Raw genomic sequence first — 17,189 nt, 5'->3', positions numbered from 1 at the left:
CCTACTATGGATTGGGAGATTTTTTGGGTTTTGAAAAGAGGACAAATAGTCCTGGAATGAGCAAAATACCGATGAGGGTACCGGTGATCATCCCGCCGGCGGCAGTGGTGCCAATGGTGCGGTTACCAATAGCACCTGCTCCGGTAGCAAGAGCCAGAGGTATAAGACCTGCTACAAAGGCAAATGAGGTCATCAGAATTGGGCGAAGACGTGCTACTGCCCCTTCAATAGCAGCTTGCAAGGGCTTCTTGCCGCTTTTGACGGCCTGGTTGGCGAACTCAACAATAAGGATGGCATTCTTGCCCAGCAGACCAATGAGCATAACGATAGAAACCTGGGCGTATATATTGTTTTCAAGTCCTGCAATCTTAAGGAACATGAACGATCCGAAAATACCAGCCGGCAGCGATAGCAGTACAGGCAGTGGCAATAGAAAACTCTCGTACTGAGCAGAGAGCAATAAATACACAAAGACGACCACAAGCATATAGATGAAAAGGGTTTGATTGCCAGCCAAGATTTCTTCGCGTGTTATGCCAGCCCATTCTATTGCGTAACCTTTTGGCAGTACACGTTTAGCTTCCTCCTGAATGGCGCGTATGGCATCGCCTGAGGAGTAGCCCTTAGCAGCTTCACCATTAAACATAGCTGCGGTGTACATGTTATAGCGAGTAAGCTGTTCGGGACCGAAGACTTTCTGTGCCTTGATGAAGGTGTTTAGTTGTACCATTTCACCGCGTTCGTTTTTCACATAGTGGCGTAGTACATCTTCGGGGGTTGTAATGTACTCGGGTGCTGCCTGGAGCATAACTTTGTACGTCATACCAAAGCGAATAAAGTTTGATGTGTAATAAGAGCCTACGAGTGTTTGTAGGGTACTCATGGCGTTGTCGATGGTTACCCCATTTTTAGCGGCAAGCTCCTGATCGACTACCAGGAGATATTGCGGGAAAGTGGGGTCGAAGCCAGTAAAAATGGAGCCGATTTCCGGCCGTTGTTTTAGTGCAATTAGGAAGGAATCTACTACGGCTTTGATGACCATTAGATCTTCCTCGCCAGCTTTTTCTACAAGTCTGAACTCAAATCCAGCAGCATTTCCAAAGCCCGGTACTGATGGAGGAGGTAGAAATTCAATACGTGCATCGGTAATTTGGTCAACGTCTTCTTCGAGCTCGGAAATGAGCTGAAAGATATCTTTCTTGCGCTTGTCCCAAGGTACGAGGTTGATGGTACCCATGCCGAAGGAGGCAGCATTGGATTCCGTGATCACGGAATATCCGGCCAGGGTAGAAAAGTTTTCGACTTCTGGGTATTTCTTAACGATTTCAGATAGCTCTTGGAGTACAGCCTGAGTACGATCGATGGTAGCGCCCGGCGGGGTTGTGACGTTTACGTATATCATACCTTGGTCTTCTGTGGGAATGAAGCCAGTGGGAAGAATGGAGTTGAATCCCCACGTAGCGATGAAAGAGGCTGCAAGTACTCCAAGTGTAATAACTCTGCGACCGGCTATAATACGCAAAAGCAGTCTGTAGCGCTCTGCAAGGCGATTGTAAAAGCGATTAAAGAGGAAGAAGAAGCGACCAAGAGGGCCTTTTGGCAAAGAATGGCCTGCATGAGCATGTGGTTTCAACAGTATGGCACATAAGGCAGGTGTAAGGGTAACAGCATTAATCCCCGAAATGATGATCGAAATGGCTAGCGTAACAGAGAACTGCCGATAAAAGATGCCGACCGGGCCTGATAAAAAGGCAACCGGCACAAATACGGCCGTCATTACAATGGTGATCGATATAAGTGCCCCGCGTATATCGCGCATAGCTTCGAAAGTGGCCTGGCGAGCGTCAATCTTTTTGACTTCCATATACGAGTGAACGGCCTCGACTACTACTATGGCATTGTCAACCACGATACCTATAGCCAGCACAAGGGCAAAGAGGGTAAGCAAATTGATCGAAAAGCCCAGGATAGACATGAAGGCAAATGTGCCGATTAGTGAAACGGGTACAGCCAATGCGGGAATAAGAGTAGAGCGGAAGTCTTGTAAAAAAATGAAAACGACCAATGATACCAGCACGAAAGCTTCGATGAGCGTCTTGATCACCTCTGCGATAGAGGCATCAAGAAATCGGCTTACATCATAAGCGATGTTGTATTGCATACCCTCGGGGAAGGTTTCAGCACTGAGCTCTGCCATGCGCTTTTTCACGTCTGTAATCACCTGGCGAGCGTTAGAGCCGGGACGCTGCTTGATCATAATGGTGGCTGACGGACGGCCGTCAGTGCGCGAGATGAGGCCATAGTCGAAGGCACCGAATTGGATGTCGGCCAGATCTTTAAGCCGAAGTATGGAGCCATCAGGCATGGCTCGAATAACGAGATTTTCGAATTGCTCAGGCTGATTAAACTTACCGGTATATTTTAGCACATACTCTTGCTGCTGTGGAAGCTTGCCGAGCGATTGGCCGGTTTTACCCGGTGCAGCTTCAATATTTTGCGCGCGAATGATAGAGATCAGTTCGTCGGTAGAAATTTTGTAATTCGCCAGCTTTTCGGGTTTCAGCCAGATGCGCATGGAGTAGTTTCGGTTTCCAAGAATTTCGCAAAATCCTACACCGTCAATGCGCTTAAGCTCGCGGATGAGGTTGATGCCGGCGAAGTTGTACACAAATTCCTCATCCATCGTGCTGTCGGTGCTAAATACATTGAGAAACATCAGGATGGTATTTACCTCTTTTTCAGAGGTTACGCCGGCTTTAACAACTTCTTCAGGCAACTCATCGAGCACGGTAGTCACCCGGTTTTGCACGTTAACCGCAGCCACATCTGGATCAGTACCTACTTTAAAAAATACTTGAATAAGGGTGGTGCCGTTATTTGCTGTCACCGTGTTCATGTAGGTCATGCCCGGCACACCGTTCACAGCCCGTTCTATAGGATTGGCCACTGCCTTGGCACACACTTCAGCGTTTGCACCGGTGTATTTTGCAGTGATTACTACTGAAGGTGGCACAATGTCAGGAAATTGCGTAATAGGCAGGGTAAAAATCGCCAAAACTCCAAGCAGTATAATGAATATGTTGATGACCGCCGAGAGAATGGGTCGTTTGATAAAGATGTCCAACATGGTGTACGGAGTATGTTATTTGTAGGTAACCAGGGTGTTGTTTTTGATCTTCTGAATGCCTTCAATTACGATAATATCACCGGCATTTAATCCACTCTGAATCCAGTACACATTCGTCAGCCTCTTCTTGGGAACGATGGGAATCATTTTAGCTCTGTTGTTTGAATCCACTTTGAAGACATAGTATTTATCTTGAAGTTCAATCACAGCCTTATGAGGCACAAAAATTCCGTCATTTACCTTCCGATTGAAAATAATTCTTCCGGAAGAGCCATGTTTGAGTATTTTTTTCTTATTCGGAAATTTCGCGCGTATCGAAATGTTACCAGTTGATGATTCAAACTCGCTTTCCATTGTTTCGATTACACCTTTTTCCGGATAGGTAGAGCCATCTACCAGCTGTAAACTCACTTCCTGACCTATAAAAGTGTTGTCATTAAATTCTTTTTTCAGCTCAAGGTATTCGCGTTCTGAGAGGTTAAAGTATGCATACACATTGTCGAGTTCACTTATGGTAGTGAGCAGGGTACCTTCATCAACAAGGCTGCCTCTGCGCTGCAAAATGCGGTCGATAGATCCGGAGAAAGGTGCTCTGACCAATGTGTAATTGAGCTGAACCATAGCCATATTTTCTTCGGCCTCGGCCTCTTCTACATTTGCTCGGGCAGCATTTAGGCGACTTTGGGCAAGCTCGAGCTCGCCGGGCGAAACGATGTTGTTTTCCGAAAGTTTTTTGGTGCGCTCGAGCTCTACTAATGCATTTTTTTCGGCAGCAATGGCATTTTTTACCTTGGCTCGCGCTTTACTCAGATTAAGGCGATATTCCTCATCGTTGATTTTAAAAAGCACTTGACCTTTGGTTACCGATTTCCCTTCATCTACATAGAGATCCTCCAGATAACCTTTTAGACGGCTTCTAATTTCTACATTTTGGAGTGCTCTAATTTCTGCAATAAAATCTTCTTTCAACAAAGTGTCAATTGCATTAAGTTTAATAACTTCTACAAATTCAGGATTCTCAGCTTTCTTTTCCCTATCTTTACAACTGCTTGTTACTGCCATTATAACGGCCGATAAAAGCCAAAATAGTATTCTCTTCAACACTTTAATTTTTACACAAAAATATTTTTTTGGGAGGTTATTAAATTTCTTATCGCATGGTTAATTATAAATGTTACTTTTGAACATTATTCACAGGGGGTGAAAAAAATTATTTTAATTTCATTAATATATCTGACTTTTAGCTCTCTTTGGATATTTATTACAGATATTATTGATCATACTTATTTCGGTTTTTCGGATTATTCTCGGTTTCAGACCTACAAGGGGATATTATTTGTGTCTCTTTCTACAATTGTAGTTTTGATAGCTACTTATACTTTTTACAAAAGAGAGATTTTAAATATAGAAAAAGTAAAAATACTTTCTAGGATTCAAGAAATGATCTTAAACAACTCTCAGTCTTTTTCTTGGATTTTCAATTTGAAAACAGGTGAAGTTTTTATTTATGGCCATACACCTTTTCTCTCAAAAAATAATGTTGTATTAGATATAAATGAAATAAAAAAAATCTATCATAAATATACCGATTTTACTTTTATACAAGATGTCATAGAAGATTTAAGAAGAAATAAGATCGATACTTTTGAATATGAGTACAAAATTCAGGTAGATAATGATATAAAACATTACAAAATATATTTTTTAAAACATATCATACTTAATAAGGAATCTTACATAATTGCTCACTCCAATAATATTACTAAGTATAAAAAATATCTTGAGGAAATAGAACATCAGAAAAAACTTCTAGATTCTGTAATTCGTAGTTTACCTGATATTTTGATTCTTGTAGATAACAAAACTTATATTGTAAAGTTTTTTTATTATAAAGATGAATCAGATATTTTAGTAAAAAAAGAATATTTGCTTGGGAAGGATATAAGGTATTTTGTTCCTTCGTTTATTGCGAATGAAATAGTAAAAAAAATTCAAGATGTTGAATATAAAAAGATTCCTTTTGTTTATGCCTTACCTATGCACGATAAATCTGAGCATTATGAAGCTAGATTTGTAGATTATGATAGTGATAATACAATGATTATTGTTCGAAATATCACTGAGCAATATGAAACAAACAGAGAGAAAGAAATTTACCTTCAGCAGCTACAGAACGCCGAAAGGATATTAAATTTTGCCTATTGGTCTTTCGATACAGAGGATAATAAGAAATTTATCTCTCCGAGAATTTCAACAATATTTGGCCTTACAATTGAATCTTTAGAAGATGCAAAAAACTTTTTGAATATATAGTTCCAGAGGATATGCCTTTTGTGCATGAGAACTATAAAAATATTTTGGATGGAAAAGAATTAAAAGATGGTACTATACGCTTTAAATTCCCTGACGGAAATGTAAAACATATTTTACAGAAAGTAGTTAATATCCGAAAAGGTAAATATATTAAATATCAAGGTGTACTTGTTGATATTACAAATGAAATTATCACAGCTATAAATTTAAAACAAAAGACCTTTTATCTAAATCTCTTATCTGAATTTACAGATGAAATACTTGTATTATATGACTTTGTCAATGATAAAATTGAGTATATCAATTCTACAGCTTTGAGATATATGCAAAAAGAGGATTATTATAATGCAAAAAATACTTTTTTTGAGGGATATTTTAATGAAAAAGATTTGATAAAAATTAAAGAGAAAATTCAAGTACTATATAATAATAAGGAATACAAATCAAGCGATAAAATTACTTTTGAAATACAATTTCTAAAAGAAAAAAATATACCAACTTGGGTTGAAATTTCAATTTATAAGATTACAGATGATGATTTGGAAAAGATTTTACTTTTAATCAAAGACATTCATGAAAAAAAGAAATATCTTGAGGAATTAGAAAATGCAAACTTACAATTCAGATACGCGGCTAAGGCAACTACCGATGCTATATGGGACTGGAATTATGAAACCGGTTCATTTTCTTGGACTGAAAATTTTGAGATATTTTTTGGACATAAATTAAAAAATATACCAAAAGATTTGAATGGATGGAAGGAATTTTGCCACCCGGACGACATCGATCGCGTAATAAACAGCATTAATAATGCAATTAATCACAAGCACGAATTTTGGCAAGAAGAATATCGATTGCGTGATTCAACGGGAGCCTACAAGGATGTTTTAAATAAAGCTGTGATAATTTATCAAGATGGCAAGCCAATAAGAATCATTGGTGCCATACATGATATTTCCAAAGAAAAAGATGCTCTAAGGAAACTGACCTTACAAAACCTAAAACTTCGAGAAATTGCGTGGACGCAATCTCATGTGGTGCGTGCACCATTAGCCAGACTGATGGGGTTAATTGAAATGTATGATTTATTGCGCGAATCTGAATACGATGATGTTTCTTTGCGCAAGCTTATTTATGATTCAGCAAAGGAGTTAGATGCTACCATACACCTCATTATTAAAAAAACAGAGAATCTCGACTAATGAGTAGAATTGTTGTACTAAACGTAGACGATGATGACGTGACGTTAATGCTTCATAAGATGCTTGTTAAGGCTACAGGGTTTTGTAATGAGGTAGAAAATTTTATAAGTGGTGAAAGCGCATTAGAGTACCTACAAAGTGCTACTTTTTCACCTGAAAACTGCTATATAATCTTATTAGACATCAATATGCCTGGTATAAGTGGATGGGATTTTTTAGATCGAATAGAGTATATACACGGTCTTAAGGCATATGTGGCTTTGGTTACTTCTTCTATCGACAGTCGCGACCAGGAGAAGGCAAAAAACTATCAAAAAGTGATCGATTTTTTTTATTAAACCCTTAAACAGGAATCAACTGTCAAGTTTTTTTCAAAAGGTCAAGTCGTTGCTTGAGCAGTAATAAAATTTCTTTTTTATCGGGTTTTGCTGCAACAATATAATTTTTAAAACCTAATTCTTCGCATTTTTGGGCAGTAGTATTTCCTATACAAATGATAATAACTTTTTTATCAAGTACTAAATTATGAATTGTTTGTAATCCTGACGGACTAAAGGCTAATAAAAAGTCAGGCTGTTCAATATTTTCTATTTTTTTGAGTAATTTTTTGTACGTAATCAGTTCAACAAATTTTATATGATTATTTTTTTGAAAAAAATTTGAAATATGCTTCATCCGATCATTGGCACAAATATGAACAAACTTTTTAGAGGTGTTGAACTTTTGAAGTTTCTGTATTAATTCTTCCGAAGTATAGCCTGTAAAAAGAATTCGATATCCGTTTTCTTCAGCTAATTTTTTTGTTTTACCATCTATGCAAATACAATTTACATTTTCAAAAAACTTTAAATTATCTTCTACCGAAAGAATAGCGTTTTGACTGGTGAAAATATAAATTTCATTACTTGGATTAAATGAATAATTTACTTCTAAAAACTCTATTTCGAAAGGTGAAATAGTTTGGAAAATAACATCGGGATAGGAAGAAAAAATGCTCAAATCATCTGCATTAAGTTCTTTCAAAGATATAACTCTAATCATAATTAAAAATCATGCGACCAACCCATTCTAATCCATCTGCCCGGCAAAAGTATTCCACCTCTGTCCATGTGTACCTGATCGAGTAAATTAGATATTTCGAGAAAAATTGTGTTTTTATATACAGAATAAGTAGTTTTGAAATTTACTAAAATAGTTTCAGGATATGCATTATTAGTATTATTAAAATCTCTGTAGGATCCTTTCCGATTCAAGTAAATAATTTGATAAGATAAGTCGAGATTTTTTTTCAATCGATGCGCTGCTGATAGTGCAACCTTGTATTTAAGAATATCTAAAGCGTAAAGAGAAGTAAAATTTTGATTAATGCGCGTAAAATCTGTGTAAGATGCATTCAGTTGTATCCAATTAATTCTCAGAGGATTTATATTAAAGAGTTTTTTATAATAACCCTCCAATCCGTAAAATAATACATGAGTAATATTGGCTGCATATACTTGATTTGAGTCTGGATAACGAATCCAATCAATTAATTGCTTAGAATCTCTTACAAAAAATGAAATACTACTGCCCGAAGATTGATTAAATTTTCGCATCCCTGCTTCGTAGTTAAAGGAAATTTCAGGCCTGAGATTTATACTGCCAATTGCGCCTCCTACATTGTAAAACAAATCTGTGTATGTAGGCATTCTAAAAGACTTATTAAATCCAATAAAAAAAGATTGGTTTTGGTTTTTTTTCCACAAAACATCTAAACCGTACATGGTATTTGATCCAAAAAAGCTATTAATATTTCTCCAAATACCATAATTAATCGACACCTTTTCGGTGATGGGAAGATAGTGATCAATACTAAGAGAATTATTTATTCTATTGTGATAGCGCGTTAGCAATATATTTTCTTCAAAAGGCATTTTAACTGATTCCAAAAGATTAAAGCCCAGTCTGTTACTCCATATCCATTCGCTTCTGAATTCGTATCCAAGATTTAAATTTCCGAAAAATCCCATATCAAGTGTGCTGTTCCAATCAATGGTACTGGTGCGAGTAAGGTGGAAATTGTGTCCACGATAGTACGTACCGTTTAAAAATTTTGCAGTATCCTCATTATCCTTTATGAAGTAATTTTCAGATGATCGGCTGTAAAAGTTTCTGTCTTCTCTAAATAGTTCAAAACGATCGTGATGCTCTCTGTAATATACATTCAATTTATGCGTCCACAAATCACCATAATATGTATAAGTAAAAGCTGTCAAAAGATGTTTAATAGATTCATGCTGTTCTGGATACAAAAAAGAATAAAAATTTTGAGCTCCAAATCTGCTTGTATTTATGCCTGTAAAAAGTGATATACTATATTTTTTAGATGATTTAGAAGCTTTTAAATTTAGGGAAAATCTTTCAGCGTCTGTGTTATAATTATACCCATCATGTCTTAGAAAATTAATGGAATTATAAAATATCCAATTATCATTTATTGTATTATTTAATTTAAAATTACCCTCTAACAACCTATATTGACCAGCAATAACACCTACTTGTTTTTGTTTTTCGTTTTGTGTTTTAGTTACTATATTAATAGCACCTGAAAAAGCTCCCTGACCAAATATTCTTGAGGCTCCTCCAGGTAGTATTTCTATACGTTCGATGTCTTGAGGCTGTATGGGTAAATTCATGGCATGATGTCCTGTTTGTGGATCTATCATTTTTATCCCGTCAATCATTATAAGTGTTTGATCAAAAGTTCCTCCTCTGATTCCGATATCTGTTTGTATTCCAAAAGGTCCTCTACTTCGAACATCTATTCCTGGTACGAGGTACAGTATGTCAGCTATTGAGCGCGCTGTAGATGTCTTGATTTCTTCAGAAGAGACTATGTGTATGTTTTTTGGAGCTTCCTTAAGAGTATAAGTTTGTCGGCTTGCTTTTACCACTACTTCTTTTAGGATGATAGATGTATCTTTTTGGGAGTAAGCATGAAGACAATTTATAGTTAAAAATAGTATGCTAATTTTTTTCATATTTCTATAGCTATTACACATACAATTTCTTCTCTTTCAAAATAGGTTAAATGAAAGGACTGCAAATTTTTTAAGTATTCAATAGTTCCCACGCCATGTCCTGTTTTTAACCAGCGAATTTTAACATTCGTTTTAAATTCTAATCCCTTAGTATGTCCTGCCTTATAAACAGCTTCTTTAGCGCACCAGAGCTTAAGTTTATCTTTATTTGTTTTTATATTTGAAAGTTCATCGTAGTTAGCAAATCTTTTTAAGATATTGTTTCTAATGTTTCTGTTTTGTCGTTCGATATCAATGCCTATTTTTTTTGTCTTATGGTATGCTGCAGCTGCATATCCATTTGTGTGTGCTAAACTTAAAAAACCACATTCAGCTTTGGGGGGGGTATTTTCAAAACATTCAAATTCAACTTTATACTCTGTTACCTCCCATGCACATGCTCTACCGGCTAAAAATTCAAGTTTCTTTTCTTTGTTAGAAAAGAATAATAATCTCTCTCGATCTATGGTATTTAAAGGATATTTTTCTAGATAAAAACTTTCATTAGGCTGAATTTGACAAATTTTTACATTAAGTTGATCGGTAACAAGAGAAAACACAAATTCCATGAAGTATTGTAATTTTATAAGTCCAAAGGTAGGCCTGGATGTTACATGTATATTTTTGCCATAGTGATATGAAGTCGCTTATTCTCACGGTTATTTTGTGTCAACTATGGATTGCCGTTCATCCTCAACCAATTTGGCAAGACGATTTTTCGGATGGCAATTTCACTGCGAATCCTCCATGGCAAGGAATGACTGCTCATTTCAGAGTACACAATGGCGAATTACAGCTTTATGATACTACATTAAGCGGTTCATCCTGGCTATCTACAGCAAGTACAGCAGCATTTAATGGTTTTTGGCAGTTTAAAGTTCGGCTCGAGTTCAACCCCTCTACTCAAAATTTTGCGCAGGTGTTTATTGTATCAAATGTGCCTGCTTTATCTGAAGCGGTGAATGGCTACTTCGTGCGCATTGGGGGTACTACAAATAGAAGAATTAGTCTCATTCGTCGAAATGGCACTACAAATACTATTCTGATAGAATCTGTAGACAATGTTGTAAATACAAATGTGGTAAATGCCCGGATTCGGGTTGAAAACAACAATGGAGTTTGGACGTTACTGTATGATACTTCAACGGCAACTACTCCAAATTATATCGTTGCAGGTACTGCCTTTGATACGACATTCAGGCGATCGTCTTTTTTTGGTGTGCTGTGTCGTTTCACTTCTACCCGCTTCGACAAAATGTTTTTCGACGACTTTGTGGTGCAAGCTGAAGAATTCAAAGACACAATACCCCCCTCGGTAACATCGGTAGTCGCCACTTCGCCTACGCAGGTAATGATTCGATATAGTGAACCAGTTTCAAATACTGCAGTTTTTCCCGGAAATTATTTCATTTCTGATGGTATAGGGGTACCCATTTCGGTTCAATTTTTACCTGGAAGCTCTAAAGAAGTTCTCTTATCGCTTAGTTCTCCTTTACAAGTTAATAAGTCGTATTCTATAACCATTGAAGAGGTTACAGATTTGGCTGGAAATGAAATGGTCAAGGTTATTTTACCATTAGCCTACACAGTTGTAAAAACTTTTGATGTAGTCATTAATGAAATTCTTGCTGATCCAACGCCGGTGGTGGGGCTTCCTGACGCGGAATACATTGAGCTTTATAACCGATTAAATGTGCCAGTATCTCTTTCTGGCTGGCGATTAATGGTAAACAACACCTCGATTGCTTTAAACGGCGTAATACCTGCAGATTCTTATGCTGTAATTACTCGTAATCAGGCAGTGGCTATGTTTCCCACTGACATTAATACAATTGGAGTAAATATGTCGAGCACTCAACTAACTAACTCCGGTGCTCGACTTCGGCTGCTTAATTCAAACAGTGAACTCATCCATTCGGTCACATATTCCGATCAGTGGTATGCTTCATCAGCAAAAAGAGAGGGTGGATGGTCTTTAGAACAAGTAGATCCAACTAACTTTTGTGGTCAGGAGCGAAATTGGCGTGAGTCCACGCATCCATCTGGAGGAACTCCAGGGCGAAAAAATTCTGTTTACTCGGCCAATCCGGATACCCTTCCCTTTCGGATTTTAAACATTTCAATACCAACCTCTACTCGAATCAAGCTGAATTTCAATAAATCTTTACACCCTTCACCTCCTGTATTACCGGATTTCACTATTAGGCCAGATCCTGGTATTTTATCGGTTACGTACGATTCAACAGCCGATAATTCTTTGATAATTGAATTAATTGAACCGCTAGTAGAAGGTACTTTATATGAATTGGAGGCAATAGTAAGACCAACAGATTGTCAATCGATGCCGGCAATTTCCGAAGTTTATTATTTTGGATTACCACTTTCCCCTAAGCCAGGTGATGTTATATTAAACGAATTGTTATTTAATCAGCCTACCAATGGAGCCAAGTTTATTGAAATTGTAAATATTTCTTCAAAAGTTTTAGACCTTTCAAAAATCAAATTAGCCAATTTAGTGGGAGGTCAAATTCAAAATGTACGAGATATAACAGCAGAATCTATTTTATTTCTTCCAGGTGCATATTTAGTGGTTACTAATTCAATATCTGGTGTTCTAAATTTTTACACAACAAAATGTCGAACGTGTTTTATTCAATCCTCGCTACCAACGATGAACATTGGGTCTGGCAGTATTGCCCTATTAAATGCTGATTTAGAAGTACTTGATCATTTTGAGTACGATGAAAAAATGCATTCGCCTTTGGTTCGAAATCCAAAAGGTGTTTCTTTAGAAAGAATTTCATACTCTGCTCCTAAGAATGACAGTAGATACTGGAAATCAGCCTCACAACAAGTAGGCTTTGCAACTCCAGGCTATAAAAATTCACAGCAAGTGGTCGATAGTAGTACGGATCAAGATCTAGAAGTTGTTCCAAAAACGTTTTCACCAAACAATGATGGATACAACGATTTTGTGCAGATACATTATCAATTAGACGACAATAATTACATTGGAACTTTACAGATTTCAGATGTAAATGGAAATCTAATTAAAACGGTAGCAACTTCTGAATTGCTTTCTGATAGAGGATTTTTCGTTTGGGATGGCACGGATGAAAAGGGCAGAAGGGTATCATTAGGCATTTATGTTGTAATCTTTGACCTGTTCCATCCTGAAAAAGGTAGAAGAATTTTAAAATCATCTGTAGGAGTAACTTATTAATACTAAAATGGTAGAATTCGATCCCAACGGGCCTGCTCTTCACGACGGCATTTTCGGGCTTCCTTTTGATGAACAAGATGCTGAGCTCATCATTTTACCGGTTCCATGGCAAGTAACGGTAAGTTACGGCGAAGGTACAGCTGATGCACCCGCTGCAATAAAAGAGGCATCAAAACAGGTTGATCTGTACCATCCATTGAATCCGGGAGCATGGAGAAAAGGAATTTATATGCCAGAGCCCTCAATTGAAATCTATGAAAAAAGCTCCTTTTGGCGAGAGAAAGTGGTAAACTATCTCGAAAATATTGCTTACGAAACGCCCGACCATGCCTTTTTCAAAGCTGTAGATGCTGCTTGTGAAGAAATGAATAAGTGGGTACAAGATCAGGCAACTCATTTTTTAGAACTGGGTAAAAAGGTAATTCTTCTTGGTGGCGATCACAGCACACCATTGGGATATCTTCGAGCATTAGCAAAAAAGCATGAGTCCTTTGGTGTGCTTCAGATAGATGCCCATATGGATTTTCGAAAGGCATACGAAGGATTTACGTATTCACATGCGTCTATCAGCTATAATTTTATGCAGCTTTCACAGGTTTCAAAGGTCGTTCAGGTGGGGATTCGGGACTATTGTGATGAAGAATTAGAATTCGCTAAGAGTCTTGGTACAAGAGCGGAAATATTCTTTAGTTTCGAAATGCAAAAGAGAAAATACAGAGGTGAGAGTTGGGATGCGATCAGTCATTCAATTATTGACAGTTTACCAGAAAAGGTATATATTTCATTTGACATCGATGGATTAGATCCTAAACTGTGTCCAAATACCGGTACTCCTGTTCCAGGCGGATTAGAATTCGAAGAAGTTCAATATTTATTAGAAAACATAAAAAATTCAGGTAAAAACATCATTGGAGCTGATCTAAATGAAGTCGGAGTGCATTACACAACCGATTGGAATCAAAACGTAGGAGCTCGGACACTTTATATGCTCTGTAACACTATTTTGTAAAATGTCCTATTTTTTAAAAAAAATGTGGTAACTTTTAGATAATTTTTTAAGCAATTCAGTAAGTTGTAAGAATTAATAAATTTTGTAAAGTATTGGAAGACAAAAAGATAAATAATTTAAACTGAAATTTAATGATTTAAAAATTTTCCTTTTATGCTTTAATTAATAAATGTATCTATAAATTTGCCACATAAATAAATATAGTATGAAAAAAGTTTCACTCCTTGGCTTCACTCTACTTACCTTACATGTTTTCAGTCAATCGAATTATTTGGATGAGTACAGAACATGGTCAATAGGAGGTGGAATAGGTCACACATATATGTTGGGTGATTTAAAAAGCTTTCAACAAGGTCGTGATCAATATACTAGGTCCAATGCTCGTGGAGGATTTACTGCTGCTGGTTATGGTCATATCACAAAATTTATTAATCCTTTTTTTGGTATCCAAGCAGCATTAACCGCTGGTAGAATTACTGGAACTCCTGGTTCTCAATCAGGGAATGTACCAGGACTTCACTTTATTGGCTCCGTAATTATACCTGAAATCAATGCTTCTATAAATTTTGTGAATGCTTTCAGAATGGGTGAGGTTCGTCCGACAAGACACGCATTTATAGGTTCTGTTGGTTATGGTTTTACTATTTATGACTTCGATGTATTCAAAAACAACCAACCATTTAAATACACATCCGGTTTTAATTGGAGACAAGCTGTAGCAGTACCTGTAGGTTTTATCTACAAGTACAAACTTTCTAATACTTGGGATTTTGATGCAGGGGTTAAAGGTTTTTTCTTTAATTCAGACCTAATCGACGGTACTGTATATGGATCAACCAATGATCAAGTAATATTCACCTCAGTAGGCGCTACATACAATTTTGGAACTAAGGCTGGTAAGAAAGAATCTGTAGTGTATCGCTCCGCGATGTCTGACATATATGATTTTGCTGCATCAGTGCGCAGAGATATGGATAAGATTACAAAAGATGACGATGGTGACGGAGTACCCAATATGTTTGATAAAGAACCTAATACTGCTAAAGGGGCTGTGGTTGATGGTGCGGGACGAGCTCTTGACATTGATGGTGACGGAATTCCTGATCATTTAGATGAGGATCCATTTACTCCAAAAGGAGCTAAAGTAGATAGCAGAGGTCGTGAACTTGATTCAGACGGTGATGGGGTACCCGATTCTCGTGATCTTGAACCTAATACACCCAAAGGATCCTTAGTAGATGTGAGAGGTCGAGCTATCAGTGTTGGTATTGGAGGTAGCATAAGTAATGCTTTTATACCTCAGATTTACTTTGCTACAAATTCAGCGGTAGTTACTTCTGCTAATGCCGATAGAATGGCAGTCATTGCTAGACTGTTGAATGCAAATCCGAATATGAAACTAACAGTTGTAGGTCACACCGATAAAACTGGTGGGGAGGAGTATAACAGACGTCTTGGACAGAGAAGAGCTGAAGCTGCTATTGAGTATCTTGTAAAGAATTTTGGCATCGATAGATCTCGCTTATCAGCTGAATCAGCAGGAAAATCTCAACCTCTATCACCAAGACTCTTAAATATCAATAGAAGAGTTGAATTCATTATTCAATAAAAATAAGGATAAAAATAAAGCCGGCCATTGGCCGGCTTTTTTATTATTGAATCCCTTATTTAATTTCAATCATTCTGGATGTTGAAACTTCGGCTTTTGCTTTTTTAGGCAAAGTGATGTTTAAGATACCATCCTTATAATCACCTCTAATCTTTTCTACATCGATTTCGTCTTCAGGTATAGTGAAAGATCTGCTGAAAGATTGATATACGAACTCTCTGCGAGTGTATTTATCCTTTTCTTCGTGTTCTTCTTTCTTTTCAAAACTAATAGTAAGAACACCTTTTTCAAGATTTACTTTTATATCTTCTTTTTTAAGGCCAGGAACAGCCATCTCTACTTTGTAATCTGTATCGCTTTCTTTAATATTAACCGCAGGATAAGCGGGAGCTTTCGGAAAAGCTACAGGAATTCTGAAGAAATCGTCGTTGAAGATTTCATCCAGAATTGAAGGGATCATTCCAAATCCCATTGCTGGTCTTTTCATCAGTGTGCTCATGGCTTTGAGGTTTTAGTTAGACTATACTTTACTTTCCAATCTTTATACCTGAGCTGTTTTTATGAATTTTTGCCAGTTTTATATTAAATTTTATTGAAAAAACTGAAAAAATGACCTACTTTATGTGTTGTTTTTCGGGTTATTCTGTCAAATATTCCGATTTAAGTAGAATTATACCTTCAGTTTAATGGATAATTTAGACAGCATTTCTGAAACCATGTTTTCTAAGGTAAAACGGGGTTTCCAGTTCCAGTCTTGTCGTGCTTGAGTATCGTCAATAGAATGGGGCCAGCTATCGGCAATATTCTGTCTGAAATCTGGTAAATAATGAATTTGAAAATCTGGTATATGTTTTTTTATTAAAGCGGCTAATTCAGAAGGTGTAAAATCGAAAGCAGAAACATTGTATGATGTTCGGGTTTTGATCGTTTCAGCATCAGCTGACATTAGTTGAATGGTCGCTTCAATTGCGTCGTCCATGTACATCATGGGCAAGCGGGTGTCTTCTTTAAGAAAACAGGTGTAAGACTTGTTTTTTAAAGCTTCATAAAAGATTTCTACCGCATAATCCGTGGTGCCCCCGCCTGGTTCAGCTTTCCAGCTTATCAAGCCAGGATATCGGACAGATCGAACATCAATATTATGCTTTTGATAATACCATTGGCACAATAACTCCCCTGCATACTTGCTAATGCCATAAATTGTAGTAGGTTCAATTATAGTCGATTGGGGCGTATTGATTTTTGGTGTTGTCGGGCCAAATACTGCAATGCTGCTCGGCCAAAAAATCTTTTTAATGTGACCCTCTTTTGCGAATTCCAAAATTGTAAAAAGAGTATCCATATTGAGCTTCCAGGCAAGTAGTGGATTTTTTTCGCCTGTGGCAGAAAGCATAGCAACAAGATGATAAACAGTGGTAATTTTTTCTTTTGTGATTACTTCTTTAATGGCTTTTTTATCTAAAGCATCAAGCTGCAAGAATTTACATTTTGGATTTTCAGGTATTTTAATGTCTGAGGCAATTACATTTTCAGGTCCAAATATTTCAACTAATTTTTCAGTTAAGTCAATACCAACCTGACCAGCTGCACCTAAGATCAAAATTTTTTCCATTGGCTTGTTGTTTTCCCGCATGCAAACCTACACAT

Annotated in this window: 13 protein-coding genes; 6 read left to right on the top strand and 7 right to left on the bottom strand. The window is 37.0% G+C overall.

What is annotated here, in order from left to right; all coding sequences use genetic code 11:
- Nucleotides 1-4: 4 nt before the first annotated feature.
- Together ACK4EX_RS01885 and ACK4EX_RS01880 are read right to left on the bottom strand one after the other, a co-directional pair.
- Complete coding sequence (locus ACK4EX_RS01885; protein WP_409769202.1) at nt 5-3,127, bottom strand: efflux RND transporter permease subunit; 3,123 nt, start codon at nt 3,125-3,127, stop codon at nt 5-7.
- 15 nt (nt 3,128-3,142) lie between these two features.
- Complete coding sequence (locus ACK4EX_RS01880; protein ID WP_409769201.1) at nt 3,143-4,228, bottom strand: efflux RND transporter periplasmic adaptor subunit; 1,086 nt, start codon at nt 4,226-4,228, stop codon at nt 3,143-3,145.
- A gap of 99 nt (nt 4,229-4,327) precedes the next feature.
- Between ACK4EX_RS01880 and ACK4EX_RS01875 the strand changes: the two genes are divergently transcribed.
- From ACK4EX_RS01875 to ACK4EX_RS01865, 3 genes are read left to right on the top strand one after another with little or no spacing between them, the layout of a single operon-like run.
- Nucleotides 4,328-5,440: a hypothetical protein gene (locus tag ACK4EX_RS01875; RefSeq protein ID WP_409769200.1), complete on the top strand. Its 1,113-nt coding sequence runs from the start codon at nt 4,328-4,330 to the stop codon at nt 5,438-5,440.
- Between the two features lie 11 nt (nt 5,441-5,451).
- Nucleotides 5,452-6,642 (top strand): PAS domain-containing protein, encoded by a 1,191-nt coding sequence (locus ACK4EX_RS01870; protein ID WP_409769198.1) that lies wholly within the window; start codon nt 5,452-5,454, stop codon nt 6,640-6,642.
- Nucleotides 6,642-6,980, top strand: a complete 339-nt coding sequence (locus tag ACK4EX_RS01865; RefSeq protein WP_409769196.1) for a response regulator — start codon at nt 6,642-6,644, stop codon at nt 6,978-6,980. Before ACK4EX_RS01870 ends, ACK4EX_RS01865 begins: the two co-directional genes overlap by 1 nt.
- 22 nt (nt 6,981-7,002) lie before the next feature.
- Here ACK4EX_RS01865 and ACK4EX_RS01860 read toward each other — a convergent pair whose 3' ends face one another.
- Genes ACK4EX_RS01860 through ACK4EX_RS01850 form a run of 3 tightly spaced genes read right to left on the bottom strand, consistent with a single transcriptional unit; the run spans nt 7,003 to nt 10,270 of the window.
- Nucleotides 7,003-7,665 carry a uroporphyrinogen-III synthase gene (locus tag ACK4EX_RS01860; RefSeq protein WP_409769194.1) on the bottom strand — a complete coding sequence of 221 codons (663 nt, stop codon included), beginning with the start codon at nt 7,663-7,665 and terminating at the stop codon, nt 7,003-7,005.
- Between the two features lie 20 nt (nt 7,666-7,685).
- The gene (locus tag ACK4EX_RS01855; protein ID WP_409769192.1) at nt 7,686-9,662 is read right to left on the bottom strand and encodes a TonB-dependent receptor plug domain-containing protein; all 1,977 of its coding nucleotides are present in this window, start codon (nt 9,660-9,662) and stop codon (nt 7,686-7,688) included.
- Nucleotides 9,659-10,270 carry a 4'-phosphopantetheinyl transferase family protein gene (locus tag ACK4EX_RS01850; RefSeq protein WP_409769190.1) on the bottom strand — a complete coding sequence of 204 codons (612 nt, stop codon included), beginning with the start codon at nt 10,268-10,270 and terminating at the stop codon, nt 9,659-9,661. Before ACK4EX_RS01850 ends, ACK4EX_RS01855 begins: the two co-directional genes overlap by 4 nt.
- Before the next feature lie 68 nt (nt 10,271-10,338).
- On the opposite strand from ACK4EX_RS01850, the gene ACK4EX_RS01845 reads away from it, so the two are divergent.
- The 3 genes from ACK4EX_RS01845 (at nt 10,339) to ACK4EX_RS01835 (ending at nt 15,542) form a co-directional block, all read left to right on the top strand.
- Nucleotides 10,339-12,924 (top strand): lamin tail domain-containing protein, encoded by a 2,586-nt coding sequence (locus tag ACK4EX_RS01845; protein WP_409769188.1) that lies wholly within the window; start codon nt 10,339-10,341, stop codon nt 12,922-12,924.
- Between the two features lie 7 nt (nt 12,925-12,931).
- Nucleotides 12,932-13,933, top strand: coding sequence for an agmatinase family protein (locus ACK4EX_RS01840; protein WP_409769186.1), 1,002 nt, complete (start codon nt 12,932-12,934; stop codon nt 13,931-13,933).
- Between the two features lie 205 nt (nt 13,934-14,138).
- Nucleotides 14,139-15,542, top strand: coding sequence for an OmpA family protein (locus ACK4EX_RS01835; RefSeq protein WP_409769184.1), 1,404 nt, complete (start codon nt 14,139-14,141; stop codon nt 15,540-15,542).
- Between the two features lie 55 nt (nt 15,543-15,597).
- On the opposite strand, the gene ACK4EX_RS01830 is transcribed toward ACK4EX_RS01835, so the two are convergent.
- A complete protein-coding gene (locus ACK4EX_RS01830) occupies nt 15,598-16,041 on the bottom strand; it encodes an Hsp20/alpha crystallin family protein (RefSeq protein ID WP_409769182.1) in 444 nt (147 codons plus the stop codon).
- Nucleotides 16,042-16,212: 171 nt separating this feature from the next.
- Nucleotides 16,213-17,154, bottom strand: a complete 942-nt coding sequence (locus ACK4EX_RS01825; protein WP_409769180.1) for an NAD-dependent epimerase/dehydratase family protein — start codon at nt 17,152-17,154, stop codon at nt 16,213-16,215.
- Nucleotides 17,155-17,189 lie beyond the last annotated feature (35 nt).

It is taken from the genome of Thermaurantimonas sp. (genome assembly GCF_046299575.1).
GTDB lineage: Bacteria > Bacteroidota > Bacteroidia > Flavobacteriales > Schleiferiaceae > Thermaurantimonas.
Note: the sequence above shows the minus strand (reverse complement) of the source record. Positions and strands in the feature narration are given on the sequence as shown.

Excerpts from the sequence above, each read along its gene's own strand:
- ACK4EX_RS01885 (WP_409769202.1), bottom strand. The coding sequence starts at position 3,127 with ATGTTGGACATCTTTATCAAACGACCCATTCTCTCGGCGGTCATCAAC.
- ACK4EX_RS01870 (WP_409769198.1), top strand. The coding sequence starts at position 5,452 with ATGCCTTTTGTGCATGAGAACTATAAAAATATTTTGGATGGAAAAGAA.
- ACK4EX_RS01840 (WP_409769186.1), top strand. The coding sequence starts at position 12,932 with ATGGTAGAATTCGATCCCAACGGGCCTGCTCTTCACGACGGCATTTTC.
- ACK4EX_RS01865 (WP_409769196.1), top strand. The coding sequence starts at position 6,642 with ATGAGTAGAATTGTTGTACTAAACGTAGACGATGATGACGTGACGTTA.
- ACK4EX_RS01825 (WP_409769180.1), bottom strand. The coding sequence starts at position 17,154 with ATGGAAAAAATTTTGATCTTAGGTGCAGCTGGTCAGGTTGGTATTGAC.
- ACK4EX_RS01845 (WP_409769188.1), top strand. The coding sequence starts at position 10,339 with ATGAAGTCGCTTATTCTCACGGTTATTTTGTGTCAACTATGGATTGCC.
- ACK4EX_RS01835 (WP_409769184.1), top strand. The coding sequence starts at position 14,139 with ATGAAAAAAGTTTCACTCCTTGGCTTCACTCTACTTACCTTACATGTT.
- ACK4EX_RS01850 (WP_409769190.1), bottom strand. The coding sequence starts at position 10,270 with ATGGAATTTGTGTTTTCTCTTGTTACCGATCAACTTAATGTAAAAATT.
- ACK4EX_RS01830 (WP_409769182.1), bottom strand. The coding sequence starts at position 16,041 with ATGAGCACACTGATGAAAAGACCAGCAATGGGATTTGGAATGATCCCT.
- ACK4EX_RS01855 (WP_409769192.1), bottom strand. The coding sequence starts at position 9,662 with ATGAAAAAAATTAGCATACTATTTTTAACTATAAATTGTCTTCATGCT.